Here is a 21,888-nt window from a genome sequence, read left to right as displayed (position 1 = left end):
ATGGAACAAAAAGACTTATCACAACTAACAAGCGAAGAATTATTACAAGAGGCAAAAAAAATTAAATCGGGCAATATTTTAGATGCAGCAATCATCGGTTTTTTAATTGGGGTTGCCGTTTACAGTACTGTTAGGAACGGTTTTGGTTTCCTGACTTTTCTTCCGCTCGTCTATTTACCGATAGCAACTAAAAATAAGTTGAGAAATAAGGAAGTAGAAAAACTGGTAAAAGAAAAAGGTTTAAAATAGGCGCACCAGCCCGCTAATAAAGCACACTACATACACATCTTTCAATGCGCCGTTAGGCGCTACCTGTTTGTAGAAAAATTAAGATTGCCTTTTGCCTCGTAGAGACTACCCTTTTAACAATGTTCATTTCGACTAAATCAAACGCAGATTTGGATAAATCCAGCAATTGATATCGCCCCATCTTTGTATCAACAAAAAGATACAAAATGAAAGTATTTGTTACAGGAGCCACAGGCTTCATCGGAACTGCCATTGTGCAGGAGTTAATCGGTGCCGGTCACCAGGTATTGGGATTGGCACGTTCGGATGCATCGGCCCAAAAGTTGATCGCGGCAGGTGCCGAAGTTCACCGGGGCGATCTGGAAGATTTGGAAAGCCTGCGCAGCGGCGCTGCCGCTGCTGACGGCGTAATTCATGCCGGATTTGTTCACGATTTTACGCGTTTACAGGAAATCTGCCAAATAGATAAAACTGCCATTGAAACCATAGGCGATGTACTGGCCGGTTCTAACCGTCCGTTCATTGTTGCTTCGGGTACGGCATTGGTGAGCCCTGGAAAAATAGCCACTGAAGATATTATTCCACCGGTTAGTCCGGGTTGGCCGCGCGCTTCCGAACAAACAGCAGATGCTGTAGCCACGAAAGGTGTTCGTGCTGCAGCCGTTCGCCTGTCGCCATCGGTACATGGCAATGAAGATAAACACGGTTTTATTCCCATACTCGTGAATATTGCCCGCGAAAAAGGTGTTTCGGCTTATATTGGAGAGGGCGCTAACCGATGGAACGCGGTACATCGGCTGGATGCGGTTAGTCTTTTCCGCCTTGCGTTAGAAAACGCTGCGCCTGCAGCCCGTTATCATGCCTCGGCCGAAGAAGCAATCCCGGTCAAAACAATAGCCGAAGCTATAGGCCGGGAGTTGAACTTGCCGGTAGTTTCCATCTCTCCGGAAGCCGCTGCCGAACATTTTGGTTGGTTTGCGCATATGGCGGCCATTGATTGCCCGGCATCAAGCGAATGGACCCAGCAAACTTTGAACTGGAAGCCAACCCATAGTACTTTGCTCGAGGATATTACAAACGGTGTTTATACCAAATAACAAGCCATGAAAATTATTGTGACTGGTTCGTTAGGTAATATCAGCTTACCGCTAACGCAGGTTTTAGTTGCCGGATGGCATAACGTAACGGTAGTAAGCAGCGATCCGGCTAAGCAAACGGCTATTGAAAATTTAGGAGCAACAGCCGCCATCGGCTCCATGTCGGATGGTAGCTTCCTTGCCGATACCTTTAAAGGAGCCGATGCAGTTTATGCCATGATCCCGCTGAGCTTTACTGAACCCGACCTTGGCGGCTATATGCACCGGATTGCACAAAATTATGCTACCGCCCTTCAGTCGGCAGGGGTAAAACGGGTTGTGTTATTAAGCGGCTGGGCGGCAGATTTGGTTAAAGCCGAAAATGTTGAGCATTTGTTTGACGGGCTAAACGCATCTGTTACCATCATGCGGCCTGCTGCTTTCTACACTAATTTTTACCAGTCTATCGACCTTATTCGGGGCAAAGGTTTTATCGGCAAATTCCTCACCCTGCGTTATTCGGGCCTTTGGGGATTGCTAAGCGGCAAAACAGGCCTGTTAATGGGCAACTATGGCGGGGATGACCGTATTGTTTTCGTATCGCCAAAAGATATTGCCGATGCCGTTGCAGAAGAACTGCTGTTGCTGCCACAGGAAAAAACGGTCAGGTATGTAGGCAGCGAAGAAATGACCTGTAACGAAGCTGCCCGGATCATCGGCATTGCGGTAGGGAAATCCTGGCTAAAATGGGTGCGGCTTTCAGACAAAGAAATGTTGCAGGGATTGAAGATGGCTAAAGTGCCCGAGAAATTGGCGGAAACGCTTATTGAAATGGGGGCAGCAATGCACAGCGGCAAAACGCTCGAAAATTTTCATAAAGCCAAACCGAAGATGGGTAAGGTAAAACTCGCAGACTTCGCGAAGGAATTTGCGGTGGTTTATCAGCAGAAATAACGATCTTTAAGAAGATATGAATAATCAACCTTTATATCGGTTCCATTCAATCACGGAATATCACCGGGCTGCGGGCCTGCCTGCGCCCGCACATCCGCAGATTAGTCTTGTGCGCATGGAGAACCTGACCCGCCCATTGGCAGAGGGTTCCTTTAGCCTGATCTATGATTTTTATTCCATCTCGATGAAAAGGGTGAAGAATATCAAGTTCAAATACGGACAACAAGCCAGTGATTTTGATGAAGGCGTACTGTTCTTCATGTCGCCCGGCCAGGTGTTTGGTGTAGAAATAGAGAAAGGCCGTGAAATGCACCACCCAGAGGGATGGATGCTGCTCATTCACCCGGATTTTTTATGGAATACGCCGCTTGCAAAAAGCATCAAACAACATGAGTTTTTTGGTTATTCGGTTTATGAGGCGCTTTACCTGTCCGATAAAGAGGAAGCGATGCTCAATATCATCACGCAAAATATCGAGCAGGAGTATAATGCCAATATCGACCGCTTTAGCCAGAGTGTGATCATTGCCCAGCTTGAATTGCTGCTGGCCTATTCAGAGCGGTTTTACCAGCGGCAGTTTATCACCCGAAAAATCGCTAACCATGAAATATTGGCCAAGCTGGAAAATCTGCTTGCCGGTTACTTTAGCAGCGGCGAGCTTGCCAGGAAAGGACTGCCAAGTGTTACCTATATTGCCGAAAGCCTGAACATTTCGCCCGGATACCTGAGCGGTCTGCTTAAATCTTTAACCGGGCAAAATACTCAGCAACACCTGCACAATAAACTGATTGATCTGGCTAAGGAAAAACTATCCACAACAAACCTTACTGTAAGTGAGATTGCTTACCAACTGGGTTTTGAGCACCTACAATCCTTCAGTAAGCTGTTTAAAACCAAAACAAACCTGTCGCCATTGGAGTTTCGACATTCTTTTAATTGAGGGTAAATGGCAGCGGCAATGTAGTTTTCTTTCTGAAATTTATTGTATTTAATTATTTGATATATAGTTATTTACTGGTATATTTATTTGCCTTGTCGCAAGTTTTAATTTCATGTTTATGTTCCGTGTTATAAAACGAAAACCCAAAGGTTTTATAATATTGTTATTTTCCGTTTTCTCTCTGTGATTATGACAATTTCGGTTATCAAACGAGTTATCCTTTGCGCTTGATAAATCGAATGTTATGTCAATACTAACTTTTATAAAAAAGATAATTTTCGGGTACGACATTTTTGTTTCCTATTCGAGGCTCGACGGGTTAAATTATGCTTATGCAGTTGCTCAGCATTTTCTGGCTTTAGGCTATGAGTGTTATATAGATCAACTATCGAGCTCAGCCCCAGGCGAAAAATTACCACTTAGTATACGATATGCTGTGAAAAGGTCAACTTCATTTGTACTCATTGGCAGTGGAGGCGCTCAAAACTCAGTACCAATCGCAGACGAAATCAAATTGTTTCTTGAGAACAATAAAAATCTCCCGCTGATTCCGATCACAATTGATGGGGCTATAAACGGCAAAGCAATATGGTATAAACAAATAGCCGGCTTGGCTCTTATAGATGACTCAATCCAAAATCTAAGCGATGGAATACCAGCGCCAGCAGTCCTTGAAAGAATTAAAAACGCGTTGAAATTTACAAAGAAAAGCGTAAGGTTAAGAAATATCACATTGGCCATTTTAGCAGGAATTATAATTATATCTGCTATAGCCGGTTATTATTCATATATCAAAACATTGGAAGCGAAGAGAGCAATAGATGACAAAGAGAAGGCGACTGTTACAATGGCTAAGGCATTACGTGCAAAACGGGTAGCAGATTTATCGAAGAGCGAGGCGGATTCTCTAAGGAAAGAAGCTGATAGTGCCAGGGGGATTGCACTACGAGATAAAGATTTTGCACAACATTTAGCTGATTCGGCCCGGCACGAGGCGGAAAAGTCGGGATTAATTGCAAAATCTAACTACCTGATTAACTTATCGAACAATTTTTCAAACAAATATTTTGCTTTGGATACTGCATTAAAAGCAATAAAATTGAATCCTACGTCTTCATCGGAAAATAACCTGATTCAGTTGTTTCTGAAGTACCCTTTTGTGTATGGTACTGACCTGCATTATCTCGATATTCCTAATAAATTGCTGAGTCGTAAACAAAATTTGATCTATTATCTTGATGGTTCAATAAAACAGCACGATATTACAAATCCTCGGCAAAGCGATGTTGTTAAACAAAAGATAGAAGGATATCCCAATATTATAAAGGACAGCATTATTCTTGTTTTTAATGGTAAGCAGGTCATTAAACATATAGTTCATGCCCTTTCAAATACAGTTGGCACAAGTAAAATTAATTTTGATCCTCCTGTTTATTTATCCGGGGCTAATTTATTAAATGGCAGGATCATACATGAGCAGGGTAATTTCGGCAAGCCAATAGATAACACTATTAAAATTACAGAGTACAATGGAAAAAGTTTAGACTTGATTACCGTGCCTTTAGGATTGAGTAATGAAGACAAGATCGAAAACACAAAAATGTTTTATTCTGACAGTAACTATTTTTTGGCTGTTGAATTAGCTGCGAATGATAAGGATATTAGTAATAAGGAAGTTAGGATTGTGATATATGCTCTCACGGAAAAGTTTCAATATATCGGAAAGAATATGATTTCAATTGGTAAGGTGCTTTTTCCAAACTATGACTTTACGGATTTTAACGATATAGTTCGATATACCGATGACGGAGACACTCTTTTGCTTCTTTTTTTTAACCAAAAAATTTGCCGCTATAGTCTAACTGAAAACCGTGAAAGGAATGGTATTAAAGTTTCACAAGACAGTTATGTTGAGGATAGAGCTTTCATTCCGGAAAAGAATGTAATGGTTGTTAAAAATGGTCCAAATCTGATTGTTGAATACCTCAAGGATCTTGAAAGGTCCGACCCTTTTTCAACACAGAGCTACGTAGTTACTCTTCCTGAGAATGGGTTTTCTTTTTTGGTTGCGGGAGATTACATCCTTATTTTGACCCAATCAGGTTGTTTCTACGTGCTTGATATCAAAATCAACCCAAACGTTCCGAATAATTATTTACCCGTCGATGAAATCTTGGAAACCCGGGCAAAAAGTAGGGGAGAGTTTTTTAAATATATCCTGTCAAACTAACTTACCCCTTTTTATTTCTATTTCATGAAGCTGGTTGATAGGCTATATATAATCAAGCTTCTGTTTGAATGAACTGGTCTTTTAACGCTCGCGCATCCACGATAGCTATTAAAGCCCCTTGCAAGTACTAACAAAAATAATTGCAAATAAATTTGCGCAACTCAAAAGTTGCATATATATTCGTATATGCAACTTTTGAGTTGCGCTTTTTGACATGAAACAGGATATATTCCAGGCCATAGCCGACCCAACACGGAGGGCTATTTTAACTTTAATTGCTATTCAGGCATTAACGCCGAATGCAATGGCCGAAAAATTTGACATGAGCCGGCAAGCGGTATCGAAACATATTAAGGTATTGTACGAATGCGATTTAATTAAACCCGAACATTCTGGCAGGGAAATTTATTACCATTTCAACGCCAAGAAAATGCAGGAATTTGATAATTGGTTAGCTCAATTCAGGCAAAGCTGGGAAACTCAATTTAATCAACTGGATAAAGTATTATCAACAATTAAAAAACAAAAAAAATGAACAACGATTTGCTATTTGATTTTACTGTTGACAAAGCAGCGCAAACTGTTTATATAACCCGGGAATTTGATGCGGAGCTCCCGTTGGTATGGGATGCCTTTACCAAGCAGGAAATACTGGATCAATGGGCGGCACCGGCACCTATGCGCTGTAAAACCAAATACATGAATTTTGAAGTTGGTGGCCGAAGGTTTTATGCCATGATAAGCCCCGATGGACAAGAGCGCTGGCTGCTTCAAAAATATACTTCTATCACACCCAAAACCAATTTTAAACTATATAACTCTTTTGCCGATAAAGACGAAAATCCTGAATTACCGGGCTCTGAATGGGACTACAACTTCAGCGAGCAAAATGGCATAACCAAAGTGAATATTTCCATTTATAATGAATCGCTTGAACGAATGGAAAGGTTGACGGATGGTTTCAGCAAAGGATTTACTTTGATGTTAGCAAATCTGGACGACCTGCTTATAACCTTATCGCGAAAATCATAAAAAATCACCGTTTGTACTAATAACCAAATAGATAAACAGAAGAACATACAATTTAAAAACTAAAATTATGAGAGCAATTAATCCCTGGATCAACTTCAATGGCAATGCCCAGGAAGCATTCAATTTTTACAAATCAGTTTTTGGCGGAGAGTTCACCAAGATCATCCGTTTCAAAGATTTGGCAAGCGCCGAGTTTCAGGTGGCAGAAAGTGAAGAAAATAAGATCATGTACATTGGATTGCCTATCGGTAAAAACAATGTGCTAATAGCCAACGATGTTCCTGAATTTATAGGACGGGTAAGCGAAAATGAAAACCGGTCTAAAATATATGCCAGCACTGAAAGCCGTGAAGAGGCCGACAAAATATTTAACGGACTATCGGCAGGAGGAGAGGTTGAAGGCCCGATTGGCGACAGCCCATGGGGGACCTATGCAGGAATGTTCAGGGATAAGTATGGTATTGAATGGATTGTAGAATTTGATCCAAGTTTATAAGGGGTAAAATTTCTAAATTGTCCCACGTAAAAAGCCGCCTAACGAAAGTTGAGCGGCTTTTTACGCATTCGGGATTTAGGCTTCTGCTCTAAAAATTCATGCTTACTATGGTTTACTGGTTTGCGGTAATAGGAATAGGATATAAGATGAATTATTGATTATTTAGCTTTACAAATATTTATATGGACGCTAATAGTAATCAAATAATAAGATCGGACCAGGTAACACACGCTTTTGTTATTTACGAGATTAAAAGGTGTCTTTTTAAACCTAATGATCACTTTAAATGGGCAAGGTTTTATGAAAGCAATTCGAAATTTGTACAACTCAGCCCCGAAATGCAATTAGATCTGGAAGAAGATGAGTTGATCATTTGTTCAACCATTATCGATACAGACAACTACAGTTTATTAACAACCCAGCGCATTGTTACCAAAGAAAATGGCATTGAAGATATTGGTGATATGACAGGTGCAACGCATCATGATTATGGCATAAAAGTTAAACTTGAAAAGTTTAATTATGTTGTTGGAACCGTTTTGCTGCAAAACGGAAATGAATTCAGGCATTTTATAGAAGCAGGAAAAGCTGCTGCGGTAATGATATACGGAATCAAGACCTTGGTTTGGTCTCAGGAACTTACCGACAAGCAAATGTTAAACCTGATGAGGATTTGGGATAAAAAGAGAGAAGCTTTAAACAAGGCCTTATATGAGCAACGTAAAAACACAAAAGTCGATTAACCCCTGCGGGATGCTTGTATGACAGGGATTATCATTTATAGAAATGTGTAATAATAAACTGGCAAATAGTGTAACTTAATCGGGTTGAGTTTTTCCTGAAGAAATTATTTTATGAGCTATATCACCTACAACCTAATTGCTAAAATTGAAAATAATCGTGACGCCTTAATAGAGGCCCTTACCAAGAATTTAAGATATCAATATGTGCATGAATTTTTCACGCCATTTCATGGGGTTGTTTGCCAAACGAACGATAATCTGAGAGAAATTCCATTTACCCGGTTTACCGAAGAGAATTTCAACAACGAGGCGGATAAGATTTATAAAGTGGAGAATCAATTAAGAGATTACAGCATCGAGCTTTCGAAAAGTTTTGCCGATACAGAAATCGCATTTATAAATGTTGACTGTTTTGGCGGTAAATGTTCGTCAAATGGGTTTGTTGTTAAAAACGGGCAGAAAATATACGAGAATGATGGTCATCACTCTGCGCACATGGATGTTTTAAAAAAAATATCTGCCGATTATTCAGGCTGGCATTTCCACCCCTTCACCAGGAATTTTTACTCCCGCAAGGCCGGAGTTAAGGGAGGTATCGTGGGTGATATTGTCAACTTCACGTTGCCCGCGATTTGGATGTCTTTTGATATAGAGTTTGGCAAAAATCCAGCTTATCGGATCGTAATCGCAAAAAATGAACTATTGGTAGAAAAGGCGAATTTTTTTGAATTCTACTTTATGAAAATTGATGATAATTGGCTGAAGGTTTTAGGTACCATATTTGATGATTCTGCGGAAAATTTGGCTGATATGGAAAACACGATGTCAGAAAATTTATCGGGTCTTGAATATCAGGTACAATTTGATTTGTTTGATGGCTCATTTCAAAAAAAGATTGGAACGCTACCTGTTGAACGTGGGTTTGAAGTTGCTCAACAGAGTTACAGATATAAGGCTTTCAATGAAAGGCCTTTCCAGTTTCAGCCCCCTGGAAATAATTCACAGCAAACAGGTTTAAAACAAGACGAAAATGCCGGGGGATTTTCTAATGATAAGAAAGGTTTTTTCAGCAGGCTGTTTCGGAGGAAATAGTATGTTGGAAACAGAAAGCCGCTTTTTACTATCGAACGAAAAGCGGCTTTTTACTTATAAAGGATTGGCTTTAAAAAAAAAGATTGAAAATAGCTATCAATTTTTGTTGCCGTCTGTAGTTGTGATTATTACAATTCCATTTTGGGTTTTTGCCTTAATTCCCGGCCTCTTCATATTGAATGGTCCAGCCATGAGATTTTATGTTATCGGGTGCAACTCAATAGAAATATCCTGATCGAGAGCCTTCAAATCACCTCTTATCGTATATTCTATTACACCAGAAGGAGCGCCGGTAATATAGTAGGTACTGAGAGCGTTGCCTATTGGATGGTTATAATAAAACTCAATCTCGATTTTTCCTCCATCGGTTTCATAGGTTATAGTTCCTTTCGGGCCAGGACCTCCGTTGGACTGGGAAGTACAAGTCCAACTTCCCGATTCCTCAATTGTCAATGGAGGATCAATAGCAAATTTTCCATGCAAGGGCTTTGACATTTCTGGCTTCAACCTTAACACCTTACCTGTATTATTGCTTACCGTTATTTTAACTCGTCTCATAATTTAAGTAGTTAGTTTGGATTTGATGTGGTTAATGGCCCGTTACACTAAACTATTATGCCTGTCATCACTTTTTATTTTCTTTTATAATAAGGCATAAACTCTTGTATATAACAAGATTTATCCGTTTTAAATATTCCTTTCTCGAATGCCCTTTTATGTAATTCCGATACTTTCTTAAATCTTTTCATTCGAAGTTTATCTATCCGCTTTAGAGTTATAAAATCATAAGTACTGCTTAGCATCATTACAACCTCTACTTCATTGCATTTATCCGCAAGCTTTATAGTTGCGGGCTCTATTCCAACAGTGCTAAATGTTATTTTTTCCACGGAAATAGGAATATCTATATGGAAAAAACCATTTAAATCTGTTTTGCCAACCTTAACTGTGTCATTAATCAAGATTGATACGTATGGTAAAGTTTCCAAATCATCATCAATTAGCCGTCCTTTAATTGTTTTATTCTGAGAATAAAGACTGGATGTTGAAAAACTCAGGAAAATAAAAATGGTTAGTAATTTCTCCAAATTGTTGTCATTATTGGATGACTAAATATTAGTGAGCATGACTCAATTAGCCGAAACTCTCAATTTCCACTAAAAATATCTGAAGTTTTTAACTTCCGCAAAGCACAGACAACAAAAAAAGCCGCTCTACTTTCGTAAAGCGGCTTCGTAGCCCGTAGGGGAATCGAACCCCTGTTTGAAGAATGAAAATCTCCTGTCCTAACCCCTAGACGAACGGGCCATTCTTATTTTATTTCCCATGGCTGGGATGGTGTAAATGCTTAATCGCAACTATACGAACGATTAAGGTATTAAAAAACCCCAGATCTTTCGACTTGAGGTTTGTGTCTTGGTAGCCCGTAGGGGAATCGAACCCCTGTTTGAAGAATGAAAATCTCCTGTCCTAACCCCTAGACGAACGGGCCTTTTTTATTTTGTTTCCCTTGATTTGGGATTGCAAAGATAGAGTTTAAGTGATAAAATTAAAACAAATAGTAAAAAAAAGTTTAATATTTCATGAAAGTGTCTGTTTGTCAGCGTGATAAAATAAAATTTGGGGATGGGGCTTGCAATCTTTGTTGGGTTAAGGCTATCTTTATTCCATAAATCAATCATCTTTTTATGAAAGCTATCTGGAATAACCAGGTCATTGCCGAAAGCAATGACACTATTGTTGTTGAAAATAATCATTACTTCCCTAAAGAAAGCGTTAAGGCCGAGTATCTTAAAGAAACCGATATACACACCACTTGCCCGTGGAAAGGCAAGGCATCATATTATACCCTCGACGTTGATGGTAAGGAAAACCAGGATGCCGCATGGTATTATCCTGAGCCCAAGGAGGCCGCTAAAAACATTACCAACTATGTGGCGTTTTGGAAAGGTGTAAAAATTACTGAATAAGAAACTATGAAAACATACGATGCCATCGTTATAGGCGCCGGTCAGGCCGGTGCCCCTTTAGCCAAAAGACTGGCTAAGGCCGGGAAAAAGACTGTTATAATTGAGAAGCGATTTTATGGCGGTACCTGCGTTAATGATGGCTGTACACCCACTAAAACCATGATTGCTTCGGCAAAGGCGGCTTATATGGCTGGTAAAAGTCATGAACTGGGTGTGCCTGTAAAAAAGTTTTCGGTTGATCTGGCTGCCATAAAAAAGCGCAAGGATGAAATTGTACTGCGCTCACGTAATGGTGGACTTAAAGCTGCCGAAAAAACACAAAACCTTGATGTGGTATTTGGTGAGGCTGTTTTCACAGGCGAGAAAACAGTGGAGGTAAAGCTTAACAGCGGCAAGATCCAAACGTTTACTGCTGATCTTGTCTTTTTAAATCCCGGCGCATTGCCTTTAATCCCCGAGATTGAAGGTCTGAACGAGATTCAATACCTTAATTCAACCACTATACTTGATCTGGAAGAGGTGCCGGAACACCTGCTGGTACTTGGTGGAAATTATATCGGCCTGGAGTTTGGGCAGATGTTTCGCCGCTTTGGCAGTAAGGTTACTATCCTGGAAAAGTCTGAGCGGATAGTATCACACGAGGATCTGGATATTTCAGAAGAGATGCAGAAGATCCTCGAATTGGAATCTATTAGTATCCATTGCAATACGCAGGCTATTAAGTTTAAACAAAAAACGGGCGGCAAAATAACAGTGACCACTTCGCGAAAAGGAGAGGAGCATAAGATCAAGTGTACCCATGTATTGGTAGCTATAGGCCGCAAACCGCAAACGGAGGCTTTAAATTTGCCCGCCGCCGGGATCGAGACTGATGAGCATGGCAATATTAAAGTGAACGATACGCTGGAAACTACCGCTACTGGTGTTTATGCGCTTGGTGATGCCAAGGGCGGTCCTGCATTTACACATATTTCCTATAACGATTACACTATTGTTTACCGTAACCTTTTTGAAGGTACCGATTATACCATAAAAGATCGCCCGGTGCCTTACTGTATGTTTACCGATCCGCAGTTGGGCCGTATTGGGATCGATGAAACTGAGGCCAAAAAACTGGGCATCAAATATAAAGTTGCCAAGCTGCCCATGGCCCATGTAGCCCGTGCCATTGAAACCGGCGATACTCGAGGCTTTATGAAAGCTATTGTCGATCCGGATACAAAGAAAATATTAGGTGCAACCGTACTTGGCCCTGAAGGCGGCGAGATCATGACCGTGCTGCAAATGGCCATGGAGGGTGGTATTACTTATGACAGGATCCGTTATTGTGTTTTTGCCCATCCGCTATATTCCGAATCGCTGAACAACCTGTTCATGACCCTTGGCGACTAAAACCAACGCGCATGATAAAAGTTGACAATGTAAGTAAACATTTTGGCGGGGTTAAAGCGGTTGACGGCGTATCGTTTGATGTGGCAGATCAGGAAAACCTGATCCTGTTAGGTACAAGCGGCTGCGGCAAAACCACCACGCTGAAAATGATCAACCGGCTTATTGAGCCAACAAGCGGCACTATTTATATCGATGGTAAAAATATCATGGAGCAGCCACCCGAGGCCCTGCGCCGTGGAATTGGCTATGTGCTGCAAAATAATGGCTTGTTCCCTCATTATACGGTTGCTCAGAACATTGCAGTTGTACCCAACCTGTTAAAATGGGATAAGCAGAAAACAGAAAAGCGCACAGCCGAACTGATGGAGAAGCTTCATCTTGATGCATCATATTTAGATGTTTATCCAAATGAACTAAGCGGTGGTCAGCAGCAGCGTATCGGCCTGGCAAGGGCATTGGTATCCGATCCGCCGGTGTTGCTGATGGATGAGCCTTTCGGGGCGCTGGATAATGTTACCCGCTCAAAAATTCATGCCGAGTTTAAAGCGCTTGACGAGTTGAAGCGTAAAACCATCATCATGGTAACGCATGATGTACAGGAGGCTTTTGAACTGGGCGATAGGATTTGCCTGATGGATAAGGGTAAAATTATCCAGTCGGGTACACCTGCTCAATTACTGTTTAACCCGGTTAATGATTTTGTAAAAGATTTTCTGAAACATCAGCGCCTGCAATTGGAGTTTAAAGCCATTAAACTGACCGACCTATGGGAGCTGCTGCCTGAACTGAATAAAGAAGCAAAAGCATCATCATTTAATGCAGGTAGTAACCTTTGGGAAACACTTGAAAGCTTTAAGTTTAATAACGGCGAAACTGTTAACATCAGCAAGGATCAAAATGAGTCAAAAACTGTAAGTTTTGAGCAGCTAATGTCGGCTTTTTATCACTATAAAAATCACCAGGCCCATGAATGAGCAGCAGCAAACGTTATGGCAGTTTATGCAGCAGCAGTCGGGCAAGCTACAGGAGCAAACCCTGCAGCATATCGGGCTTACCTTTATTTCGCTTTGCATAGCCGTATTGGTTGGTTTGCCTCTGGGTATCTTCATTGTTCGGAAAAAACAACTTTCGGGATTAGTATTAGGTATTGCCGGGGTATTGCAAACTATTCCCAGCATAGCACTGCTTGGTTTTATGATCCCGTTACTGGGCATCGGCCCCAAGCCTGCTATCGTCGCCTTACTGCTATACGCTTTATTGCCGATAATCCGTAATACATACACGGGTATTTTAGGAGTTGATACTGCGGTTAAGGAAGCGGCAGTTGCTATGGGCATGAGCAAATGGCAGATCTTGTTTAAGGTAGAATTGCCCTTGGCTATGCCCATAATATTTGCAGGTATCCGCACCGCTACGGTCATTAATGTGGGGGTTGCTACGCTGGCCTCGCTTATTGCTGCTGGTGGCTTGGGCGAGTTCATTTTCGGCGGTATTTCGCTTAATAATACCAATATGATATTGGCGGGCGCCATTCCTTCGGCGCTGCTTGCCATTATATTTGATTTGTTGTTGTCGATGGTGCAGAAGATCAGCTTTAAAAAACTGAAACGTGTTGTATATGTGTTTCCGGTATTACTGATATTGTTGTGTCTGTTTTATATAGTCCCCGCCAAATCAGAAGGAAAGCTTACCGCGGGTTTTACGCCCGAGTTTATGGGGCGGCAGGATGGTGATCTGGGCCTCAGGAGTAAGTACGGTTTAAAGATCCATACCATAGTCATCAGCGATGCGGTGATGTACAAAGCCGCGTTTGAAAAACACCTGGACGTGATTAGTGGTTACTCAACCGATGGCAGGTTAAAAGCTTATGATTTAGTTGTGCTGGACGATGATAAGCATATTTTTCCGCCATATTACGCAGCGCCCATAGTGCGTGATGATGTCCTGAAAAAATTTCCTGACCTTGAGCCGACATTGAACCTGCTCGCAGGCAAAATAAATGATTCAGTTATGACGGTTTTAAACTACCGCACCGACTATCTTCACCAAAGTCCGGAAAAGGTGGCTAAGGATTTTTTGGTTGCCAGTAAATTATGGCGAGCAGAGCGTGGTGGGAGCGATGGCGTAGTGCGCATAGGCTCAAAGATATTTGGTGAGCAATACATCCTGGCCAACATATACAGCATGCTGATAAAGGGATATACCGATCATGATGTATCAACAAAAACAGGCCTCGGTGGCACTAAAATATGTTTTGACGCGCTAACCAATAACCAGATAGATTTTTATCCTGAATATACCGGGACTGGTTTGCTGGCTATTTTGCAGGCATCGCCAAAAACAGTTAACGAGGTAACGGAAAACAGGGATAGCACATACAACTATGTACAACGCCAGTTTGAAAGTAAGTATCAAATTAAATGGCTTAAACCAATAGGTTTTAATAATGCTTATGCTTTAATGATGAGGCAGCAGCAGGCCAAGCAATTGGGTATTAAAACAATTTCAAACTTAAAGCGGTTTTTGGATAAGAAATAACTTAGATGGATTTAATTACCCGGTATAAAGAAGTACGCCAGCGTACAGAAAAAATTTGCTCCTACTTGCAAACGGAAGACTATGTAGTACAACCCGTGGTTGATGTTAGTCCGCCTAAATGGCATATTGGTCATGTCACCTGGTTTTTTGAAACCTTTATTCTTAAGCCGTACTTTATGGGCTACCAGGAGTATAATCCCGATTATAATTATGTTTTCAACAGCTATTATGAAACTGTTGGTACACGGGTGATCCGTACCGATCGTGGCAACTTGAGCCGCCCTACGGTGGTTGAAATTTACAGTTATCGTAAATACGTTGACGAGGCTATGGAAAGCTTTTTATGCGGCGATATAAGCGGCGATGTTAAAGAATTGCTCATCCTCGGCTTTAATCACGAGGAGCAGCATCAGGAACTTTTAATGACCGATATTAAGTTTATTTTAGGACATAACCCTTTATTCCCGGCTTATAGTAAAAGTTATGCTACGCCTCATATTGATGAGGGGGAAAGTGACGCTTTTATTAGCATAGATGAAGGTATTTACGAAATTGGTTTTACCGGAGTAGGCTTTTGCTTTGATAATGAATTAAATCGGCATAAAGTATATCTTAACCAGTACGAAATAAGCCCGAAGCTGGTAACCAATGCCGAGTACCTGGAGTTTATCAACAGTGGCGGTTATCATGATTTTCGTCACTGGCATGCCGAAGGCTGGGATTGGGTTAAAACCAATAAGGTTGAAGCGCCATTGTACTGGCATTTGATAGATAACAAATGGTATAGCTACACTTATCGTGGTTTAGAGCCTTTGCATTTAAAAGGTGCTGTTACACATATCAGTTATTTTGAAGCTTATGCTTACGCCTCATGGAAAGGTTTAAGATTGCCTACGGAATTTGAGTGGGAAGCCGCATCCGGAAAGTTTAATTGGGGGCGCCGTTGGGAATGGACAGAGAGCTCGTACCTGCCTTACCCGGGTTTTGCCAAGGCGCCGGGTGCAATAGGCGAATATAATGGTAAATTTATGGTTAACCAGAAAGTGCTGCGCGGCGCGTCGGAAGTTACGCCTCCGGGTCATAGCCGTGCAACTTATCGCAATTTTTTTCAGACAAATTTACGCTGGCAGTTTACTGGCATAAGACTTGCGAGGTAAATTGTCACAAAACCACCACCACCTATGGATCAAGTTTTTACACCAACAACCGTCAATTGTACCATAAGCGAAGAAAACAGGCAGTTTTATGCTGATGTTATAGCGGGGTTACAAGCGGAGCCAAAGCACCTTAACTCAAAGTATTTTTATGATGCTAACGGCGATAAGCTGTTCCAGGAGTTGATGAACTGCCCGGAGTATTATCCAACCAATTGCGAACTGGAAATATTTTCGGAAAAAACAGCCGAGATCTGCGACGCGTTGATTGCTGATGGAGATGCTTTCGATTTGATAGAGCTTGGTGCCGGTGATGCAACCAAATCAACTTACCTGCTTAAGTATCTGCTGGATAAAAAAGCTGATTTTACTTATCTGCCCATTGATATATCCGAAAATGTTATATCCTATCTCAACATAACCCTGCCAGTAACCTTGCCGGGCTTAAAAATTACCGGACTTAACGGCGAATATTTTGAAATGCTGAAGAAGGCTGCAGCTATTTCGCCAAGGCGTAAGGTGGTGTTGTTTTTAGGTTCAAATATTGGTAATATGTCGCTTGACGGAGCTATTGAGTTTTGCCGTGAATTAAGAAATAACCTGTCGGAAGGGGATATGGTGCTGATTGGGATGGATCTGAAAAAAGATCCGCGGGTTGTACTTGCCGCTTATAATGATAAGGAGGGCATTACCCGCGAGTTTAATCTCAATCTGCTCCGTCGTATCAATCGTGAGCTGCATGGCAATTTTGATGTGAGCAAGTTTGAACATTATCCAACGTATGATCCCGCAACCGGGGCCTGCAAAAGTTACCTCATCAGTTTACAGGATCAGCAGGTTGCTATCGGCCACGAAAAAATAGATTTCAAAAAGGATGAGTACATCTACATGGAGATTTCCCAGAAGTTTACCATCATGCAAACCGATCAGATAGCCATTAACACAGGCTTTCAGCCGGTAGGCCAGTTTTTTGATACTAAAAAATGGTTTATCGACGCGGTATGGGTGGCAGCGTGACCTAACCATGATTTGCCTGATTTTAGGATTAAAGGATGTTCTTGTTATCAAGTCATCCTTTAATCAAGCTAATCAAGGTTCTGTTTACAATACCTTCGGATTTAATTCTGAATCTATCAAGCCACCAATGGGCTTACTCATGAGCCATTTATGGTGATCATTTTTTTGCCATTCGTTTTTGTAGGGGGTAACGCGGGCGCCATCGGCTACGTAAATAATGGTCATTACCTCGCGCATTTTATCCGAGTTGTTACCGGGGGCGTTGTGGATGGTAAAACCACGGTGCCATGTCGCGTCGCCGGCTTTCATGGTTTTGGCCCGGGTTATTTCAAATCCTTTCTCCTTAACATATTCATCAAATGCCGATTCAGATTCGTCGGAAATTTCGGTGTTAAACACAGCTCCGTTAACGTATGAGCCCGATGCAAAGGTTAGCATACCCATGTTTACATCAATATCAACCAGGGGCATCCAAAGGGTTACGGTGTTGTTGGTGTCAATTGGCCAGTAGTATTGATCCTGGTGCCACGGGGTTGGTCCGCCGCCGGGTTCTTTAAATAGTGCCTGGTCATGATAAATGCGTACATTTTCAACACCCATCAGGTCGGCGGCAATTTTGCCGAGGCGTTTGGCCATTACAAAGGTTTTAACATCTTCATCAACCTGCCATAAATTCATGATCTGTAAAAAAGCTTTACCATAGGTGTCGCGCTCTTCCAGTTTACGTTTTTCGGTATTGTACCTGTCGGCCGCCCCAACAATGACTGGGCGATAAGCTGCAATCTCGTCTTTTGTAAGCACTTCGTGCACAAGGGTATGGCCTTTTTCGCGAAATTCATTAATATTGTGGTTAGATATTTTTATGAAATTTTCGAGCGACGGAAGGTGAGCGATCTGTGTATTCATAGCTTTTAGGTTTATATTTCAAAGTAAACTCATCTTTTGTTGAAAAAAAATGAAATGAATGGTACATTTATGGGTGATTTTATCCGTAATTTGATTTGAAATAATATTTACGTTAATATATGCAATGATAAAGGCCTCGTACGAAATTCTTCAACCTACCAATACACAGTCGTTTCTGATAAGGAAATTTGATAAGCTGGCATTTGATGCGCCTTATCATTTTCACGAAGAATATGAACTGACGTGTATTATTAGCGGCTCCGGCAAACGCTATGTTGGCAGCCATATGGAGGATTTTGCCTCGGGCGATCTGGTTTTGCTCGGCCCCAATTTGCCGCACTGCTGGAAACTTGAACACAATGAAGTAGTGCTGCGCGAGGCGAGCGCCGTGGTGATCCAGTTTAACGATGCTTTTTTGGGTGAAGAGTTTTTTAACAAGTTTGAGCTGCAGCTTATCAAAAAGCTTTTTCAACAAAGCGGATGCGGAGTGTCGTTCTATGGAGAAACCGGAGTTGAAGTAAAAAAATTATTGCTTAACCTGGTTAATGAAAAAAGCAATTTCAGAATGCTGATAGGGTTGCTGGAGATCTTGCACCGGATGGCTTCGTCGGATGAATATGTGCTGCTCGATCAGCATCGTATTATTGGCGAACGTACCAATACCGAGCGGGAGCGGATCAATCCCGTGTTTGCTTATCTGGTTGAAAATTTCAGAAAGCATGTATCGTTAGATAAAGCTGCCAGTATTGCCAACATGACCCCAAATGCCTTTTGCAAATACTTTAAAAAAGTTACCCGCAAAACATTTATGGAAACCATAATTGAGTACCGGCTTAATTATGCTATACAGCAGTTAGTACAAACAGATAAGCCTATTTCAGAGATTTCGTTTGAGAGTGGCTTTGGCGATGTATCGCACTTTTACAAAATGTTTAAAGCAAAAATGAACCTGAGCCCGCTTAATTACCGCAAAAGGTTTATGCGTAATTTGGCAGGGGATAAGAAGTTATCGGCGTAGTTGTTAAGTACAAAGTCTTGAGTCGGAAGCCCAAAGTCGGAAGTCAGGTTCTTCTCCTTTAGACTTAGAACTTGTGACTTAAGACTAAGTAACATTAATAATGCCGCGTTTAATGGCATATATAACAAGCCCTACTAAATTCTTGGAACCGGTTTTTTCAAATAACCTTGCACGGTAGCCTTCAACGGTACGCACACTCAGAAAAATCTTATCCGCAATTTCCTGGTTGGAGCATTCCTGGCAAACCAGCTTAAGCACTTCAATTTCGCGTTCGTTAAGATCAGTTTTGTTATTGGGGATATTATCGGCCTGGTCATTACCTACCAGTTGTTTGATGAGCGTTATAGAAAGGTGCTCGTTAAAATAAAAGCCTTTGTTGTGAACGGTTGATACCGCCTCAATGATCTCTTCCGGCTCGGCATTTTTTAGCAGATATCCCGATGCTCCGGCTTTCATCATATCCACAATATATTTGTCTTCGTTAAACATGGACAGTGCCAGGATTTTGATTTCCTTAAAATGCTGGTGAACATAGGCGGCTGTTTGAATGCCATCCATCTCTGGCATTTTAATGTCCATCAATATAACGTCGGGGGTTTTGTCGGTTAATAAGCCTATCAGCTCTTTGCCGTTTGAAGCTTCGAGTAACAGTTCAAAATCCCCGCAATCTTCAAGCGTAGCTTTTAAACCATTTCTGAAAATTTTATGGTCGTCTACTATACCTAATTTAATTGGGCCCATTGGTTGCTTTCAAAATTCAAATAATCAATAAATATAGGCTATTGATTTTAACTATGCTACTTTTAATTTAATGATTGTGATTGCTCCGCTAAGCGGTTTGCTGTATGTATTTATTTCACCGTTAATGAGTTGCACGCGGCTCTGTAAGTTTTTAAGCCCGAAGCCCTGTTTAACATCGTCCATATTAAAGCCCTTGCCGTTATCCTTAAATTCCATAACCAGGTAACCGGCATCAAGGGCCATATTGAGGTTTATAGCAGTGGCTTCCGAGTGTTTGATGGCATTGCCAAAAAGCTCCTGCGCTATGCGGTAAAATGCAAGTTCAATATCGTTAGGGAAGCGTTTGTCGGCAAAGTTTTTAGTGAACTTAACTTTGATATGGGTATTGTGCTCAACTTTGGTACACAGTGCTTCAACCGCAACAAGCAGTCCGTAATCGGTAAGTATCGGGGGCAATACATTTTGGATGATGTTCCTGATCTCCTGGATACATTCGTCGGCCAGTTTGCGGGTATCTAAAAGCAGGGGTTGGGTAACTTCGTTTACACAATTTTTATCCAACCTGTGCAGGTTAAGCTTTATAGCCGAAAGCACCTGGCCAACACTGTCATGCAGATCTTCGGCCAGGCGCCGGCGTTCACTTTCCTGGGTTTCAAAAACGGCATTCATCAATTCGGTTTGGCGTGCATCATTAAGCTCTCGTAACTCTGCCTGGTTTTTGAGCATCCTCCGCTGGTAAATAATTACGAAGAAGAATAAAAAAATAATTAATACAACAACTACAAGTGTCCCAATAATTAGTACTGGAATTAGTCCGTTTTGGGATATTTGTAAGATAGGGGTGTTGTACATGATTATAATAACGCCGATACGTTTAGACGGTTTTTTGTGGTTTGCAGAATAAACCTATCGAATATAACACGTTAGCGATGATATTGGAAATACTATTTATAATATAATAATTATGTTGGTCTTCAAGTGGTATTTGAGTGAATATCATAAAAAGGAATATATTGACCGCCGAGTAAAACAATACGCCGGCGTTTATCCAAAAAAGACTCTGCTTTTCAATGTTTACAAATGTTAGTGGGTTTAGGAGCTGGTAAAAATAGATCAACGAAAGTAAGATAAGCAAAATACTTAATGCAGTATTAGACTCTGAAGGATACTCGGCAAAGTTTCGATTATAAACCATCATAACAATAAATGTTATGATGGAAAATATTATGGTGATTCTCTTTAGAACAAGTGTTGAAAAAAGGATGCAGTATATTATCGTAAAAAAAAATAATGTTACTATAACATTGATGTGAATAACTGGCATGTTGTTTTTTGATCCGGTTTGTGTTAATATCCACATTAACGGATCGAAAACCGATGAGATAACAAAGAATAAAAAAACAATCTTTAATATATGATCTAATAATTTATAATTATACCAACCGGCAAATACAGGAAAAAAACCTGATGCCCCGGAAATCAATACAAATATTACGTCAATTGGCATATCCAACTAAGCTTACATTATTCGTCGCCTGTTAATTTATTTTTGGGGCAACCAGTTGAACCAGGGCAAGGATAAGATTGATCGCCGATAAAGTTACTTTGATCTCCACCAGAGGTAGTTAGTGAATAAGTTTTGAATGTGACGTTGTCTTGTTTTGGAGGGAGATTAATATTATCACTGGGGAGAAGGTCATTGCCAAGTTCATTAACCGCACTAATGATGAGATGTTTTTCTCCATCTATATTTCCGAGTACTTTTAATATGAAGTTGCTTAAGGAAACACATAGTTTTTGCCAGCCTGTTAAGCTTGTATCATTGGCATAATATATCCGGATACCTTTGCTTCCTTCTAAGTTCAATAAATTATTGAGAATCTCTCTGCCAAAGAAATGTGATATGGTATCATTTGGGTGGCGTTGACGATAATTCTTGGTCCAGTTTGCCGCTTTGTTAAGCTCAATTGGCGCACCTTCCTGCCCCGTAATCGGTGATAGAGGTCTTCTTTCTTGTGTTTCCATAAAAAATAATAGCGTGTAGAGAGTTTTTTACATAAAACTAATACTAATAAGCTACTCTTTCAATGATATCCCCCGGCTATGTAATGTATTTGATGATTTTTGATTTGAGTTAATGTATTGATAATTAGTGTTTTAATTTTATTAATCCGTTTTATTACGGTTTTATTATACGTATTTCTACGTATCAGAAACTGTAATCTTACGTGGCTTATAACGGCAGTTTTTTGTGGGTTTTATATATGAATAAGATGTTTTAAGCTGATCGAAATTTTATATTAGAATATAAATATTATTTATTAACTTGCTTTAAGTAAT

General features: G+C 40.8%; 23 protein-coding genes and 2 tRNA genes. 17 read left to right on the top strand and 8 right to left on the bottom strand.

Annotation, left to right across the window (positions count from 1 at the left end; all coding sequences use genetic code 11):
* From DEO27_RS24485 to DEO27_RS24440, 10 genes are all read left to right on the top strand, one after another.
* Nucleotides 1-249, top strand: a complete 249-nt coding sequence (locus DEO27_RS24485) for an FUSC family protein (protein WP_112568515.1) — start codon at nt 1-3, stop codon at nt 247-249.
* A 206-nt stretch (nt 250-455) separates the two neighbouring features.
* Entirely contained in the window at nt 456-1,346 is an 891-nt protein-coding gene (locus DEO27_RS24480; RefSeq protein ID WP_112568517.1) for an SDR family oxidoreductase, read from the top strand.
* A 6-nt stretch (nt 1,347-1,352) separates the two neighbouring features.
* Nucleotides 1,353-2,279, top strand: a complete 927-nt coding sequence (locus DEO27_RS24475) for an NAD(P)H-binding protein (RefSeq protein WP_112568519.1) — start codon at nt 1,353-1,355, stop codon at nt 2,277-2,279.
* Nucleotides 2,280-2,295: 16 nt separating this feature from the next.
* On the top strand, nt 2,296-3,219 hold the full coding sequence (locus DEO27_RS24470; RefSeq protein WP_112568521.1) for a helix-turn-helix domain-containing protein: 924 nt from the start codon (nt 2,296-2,298) through the stop codon (nt 3,217-3,219).
* A gap of 244 nt (nt 3,220-3,463) precedes the next feature.
* Nucleotides 3,464-5,449, top strand: a complete 1,986-nt coding sequence (locus DEO27_RS24465; RefSeq protein WP_112568523.1) for a toll/interleukin-1 receptor domain-containing protein — start codon at nt 3,464-3,466, stop codon at nt 5,447-5,449.
* 214 nt (nt 5,450-5,663) lie between these two features.
* Nucleotides 5,664-5,984, top strand: coding sequence for an ArsR/SmtB family transcription factor (locus DEO27_RS24460; protein ID WP_112574961.1), 321 nt, complete (start codon nt 5,664-5,666; stop codon nt 5,982-5,984).
* Entirely contained in the window at nt 5,981-6,481 is a 501-nt protein-coding gene (locus tag DEO27_RS24455) for an SRPBCC domain-containing protein (protein ID WP_112574960.1), read from the top strand. The genes DEO27_RS24460 and DEO27_RS24455 overlap by 4 nt, the downstream gene beginning before the upstream one ends.
* 67 nt (nt 6,482-6,548) lie before the next feature.
* Nucleotides 6,549-6,977, top strand: a complete 429-nt coding sequence (locus DEO27_RS24450; RefSeq protein ID WP_112574959.1) for a VOC family protein — start codon at nt 6,549-6,551, stop codon at nt 6,975-6,977.
* Between the two features lie 338 nt (nt 6,978-7,315).
* Nucleotides 7,316-7,720, top strand: a complete 405-nt coding sequence (locus tag DEO27_RS24445) for a hypothetical protein (RefSeq protein ID WP_146750117.1) — start codon at nt 7,316-7,318, stop codon at nt 7,718-7,720.
* A gap of 111 nt (nt 7,721-7,831) precedes the next feature.
* Nucleotides 7,832-8,812, top strand: coding sequence for a hypothetical protein (locus DEO27_RS24440; RefSeq protein WP_112574957.1), 981 nt, complete (start codon nt 7,832-7,834; stop codon nt 8,810-8,812).
* 198 nt (nt 8,813-9,010) lie between these two features.
* On the opposite strand, the gene DEO27_RS24435 is transcribed toward DEO27_RS24440, so the two are convergent.
* The 4 genes from DEO27_RS24435 to DEO27_RS24420 form a co-directional block, all read right to left on the bottom strand.
* Nucleotides 9,011-9,370, bottom strand: a complete 360-nt coding sequence (locus tag DEO27_RS24435) for a hypothetical protein (protein ID WP_112574956.1) — start codon at nt 9,368-9,370, stop codon at nt 9,011-9,013.
* A 74-nt stretch (nt 9,371-9,444) separates the two neighbouring features.
* Nucleotides 9,445-9,900 (bottom strand): carboxypeptidase-like regulatory domain-containing protein, encoded by a 456-nt coding sequence (locus DEO27_RS24430; RefSeq protein WP_112574955.1) that lies wholly within the window; start codon nt 9,898-9,900, stop codon nt 9,445-9,447.
* A gap of 148 nt (nt 9,901-10,048) precedes the next feature.
* Nucleotides 10,049-10,120: transfer RNA gene (locus DEO27_RS24425), tRNA-Glu, on the bottom strand.
* Between the two features lie 109 nt (nt 10,121-10,229).
* Nucleotides 10,230-10,304, bottom strand: a tRNA-Glu gene (locus tag DEO27_RS24420).
* A 196-nt stretch (nt 10,305-10,500) separates the two neighbouring features.
* Between DEO27_RS24420 and DEO27_RS24415 the strand changes: the two genes are divergently transcribed.
* The 6 genes from DEO27_RS24415 to DEO27_RS24390 are packed head-to-tail and all read left to right on the top strand — an operon-like array spanning nt 10,501 to nt 16,883.
* On the top strand, nt 10,501-10,782 hold the full coding sequence (locus DEO27_RS24415) for a DUF427 domain-containing protein (protein ID WP_112574954.1): 282 nt from the start codon (nt 10,501-10,503) through the stop codon (nt 10,780-10,782).
* A gap of 6 nt (nt 10,783-10,788) precedes the next feature.
* Nucleotides 10,789-12,174: a mercuric reductase gene (locus DEO27_RS24410; protein ID WP_112574953.1), complete on the top strand. Its 1,386-nt coding sequence runs from the start codon at nt 10,789-10,791 to the stop codon at nt 12,172-12,174.
* An 11-nt stretch (nt 12,175-12,185) separates the two neighbouring features.
* The gene (locus tag DEO27_RS24405) at nt 12,186-13,148 is read left to right on the top strand and encodes an ABC transporter ATP-binding protein (protein WP_112574952.1); all 963 of its coding nucleotides are present in this window, start codon (nt 12,186-12,188) and stop codon (nt 13,146-13,148) included.
* Nucleotides 13,141-14,712 carry an ABC transporter permease/substrate-binding protein gene (locus tag DEO27_RS24400; protein ID WP_112574951.1) on the top strand — a complete coding sequence of 524 codons (1,572 nt, stop codon included), beginning with the start codon at nt 13,141-13,143 and terminating at the stop codon, nt 14,710-14,712. The genes DEO27_RS24405 and DEO27_RS24400 overlap by 8 nt, the downstream gene beginning before the upstream one ends.
* A gap of 5 nt (nt 14,713-14,717) precedes the next feature.
* Nucleotides 14,718-15,869: an ergothioneine biosynthesis protein EgtB gene (gene egtB / locus DEO27_RS24395; RefSeq protein ID WP_112574950.1), complete on the top strand. Its 1,152-nt coding sequence runs from the start codon at nt 14,718-14,720 to the stop codon at nt 15,867-15,869.
* 24 nt (nt 15,870-15,893) lie between these two features.
* A complete protein-coding gene (locus DEO27_RS24390) occupies nt 15,894-16,883 on the top strand; it encodes an L-histidine N(alpha)-methyltransferase (RefSeq protein ID WP_112574949.1) in 990 nt (329 codons plus the stop codon).
* Between the two features lie 84 nt (nt 16,884-16,967).
* Here DEO27_RS24390 and DEO27_RS24385 read toward each other — a convergent pair whose 3' ends face one another.
* The gene (locus tag DEO27_RS24385; RefSeq protein WP_112574948.1) at nt 16,968-17,789 is read right to left on the bottom strand and encodes a phytanoyl-CoA dioxygenase family protein; all 822 of its coding nucleotides are present in this window, start codon (nt 17,787-17,789) and stop codon (nt 16,968-16,970) included.
* A 124-nt stretch (nt 17,790-17,913) separates the two neighbouring features.
* On the opposite strand from DEO27_RS24385, the gene DEO27_RS24380 reads away from it, so the two are divergent.
* A complete protein-coding gene (locus tag DEO27_RS24380; RefSeq protein WP_112574947.1) occupies nt 17,914-18,807 on the top strand; it encodes an AraC family transcriptional regulator in 894 nt (297 codons plus the stop codon).
* 84 nt (nt 18,808-18,891) lie between these two features.
* On the opposite strand, the gene DEO27_RS24375 is transcribed toward DEO27_RS24380, so the two are convergent.
* The 3 genes from DEO27_RS24375 to DEO27_RS24365 form a co-directional block, all read right to left on the bottom strand.
* Nucleotides 18,892-19,548, bottom strand: a complete 657-nt coding sequence (locus tag DEO27_RS24375; protein ID WP_112574946.1) for a response regulator transcription factor — start codon at nt 19,546-19,548, stop codon at nt 18,892-18,894.
* A 51-nt stretch (nt 19,549-19,599) separates the two neighbouring features.
* Nucleotides 19,600-20,274, bottom strand: a complete 675-nt coding sequence (locus DEO27_RS24370) for a sensor histidine kinase (RefSeq protein WP_162996711.1) — start codon at nt 20,272-20,274, stop codon at nt 19,600-19,602.
* 798 nt (nt 20,275-21,072) lie between these two features.
* On the bottom strand, nt 21,073-21,573 hold the full coding sequence (locus DEO27_RS24365; RefSeq protein WP_112574943.1) for a hypothetical protein: 501 nt from the start codon (nt 21,571-21,573) through the stop codon (nt 21,073-21,075).
* Between the last annotated feature and the right edge of the window lie 315 nt (nt 21,574-21,888).

The sequence above is a fragment of the Mucilaginibacter rubeus genome (genome assembly GCF_003286415.2).
Lineage (GTDB): Bacteria > Bacteroidota > Bacteroidia > Sphingobacteriales > Sphingobacteriaceae > Mucilaginibacter > Mucilaginibacter rubeus_A.
This window is presented reverse-complemented; position numbering and strand designations above follow the sequence as displayed.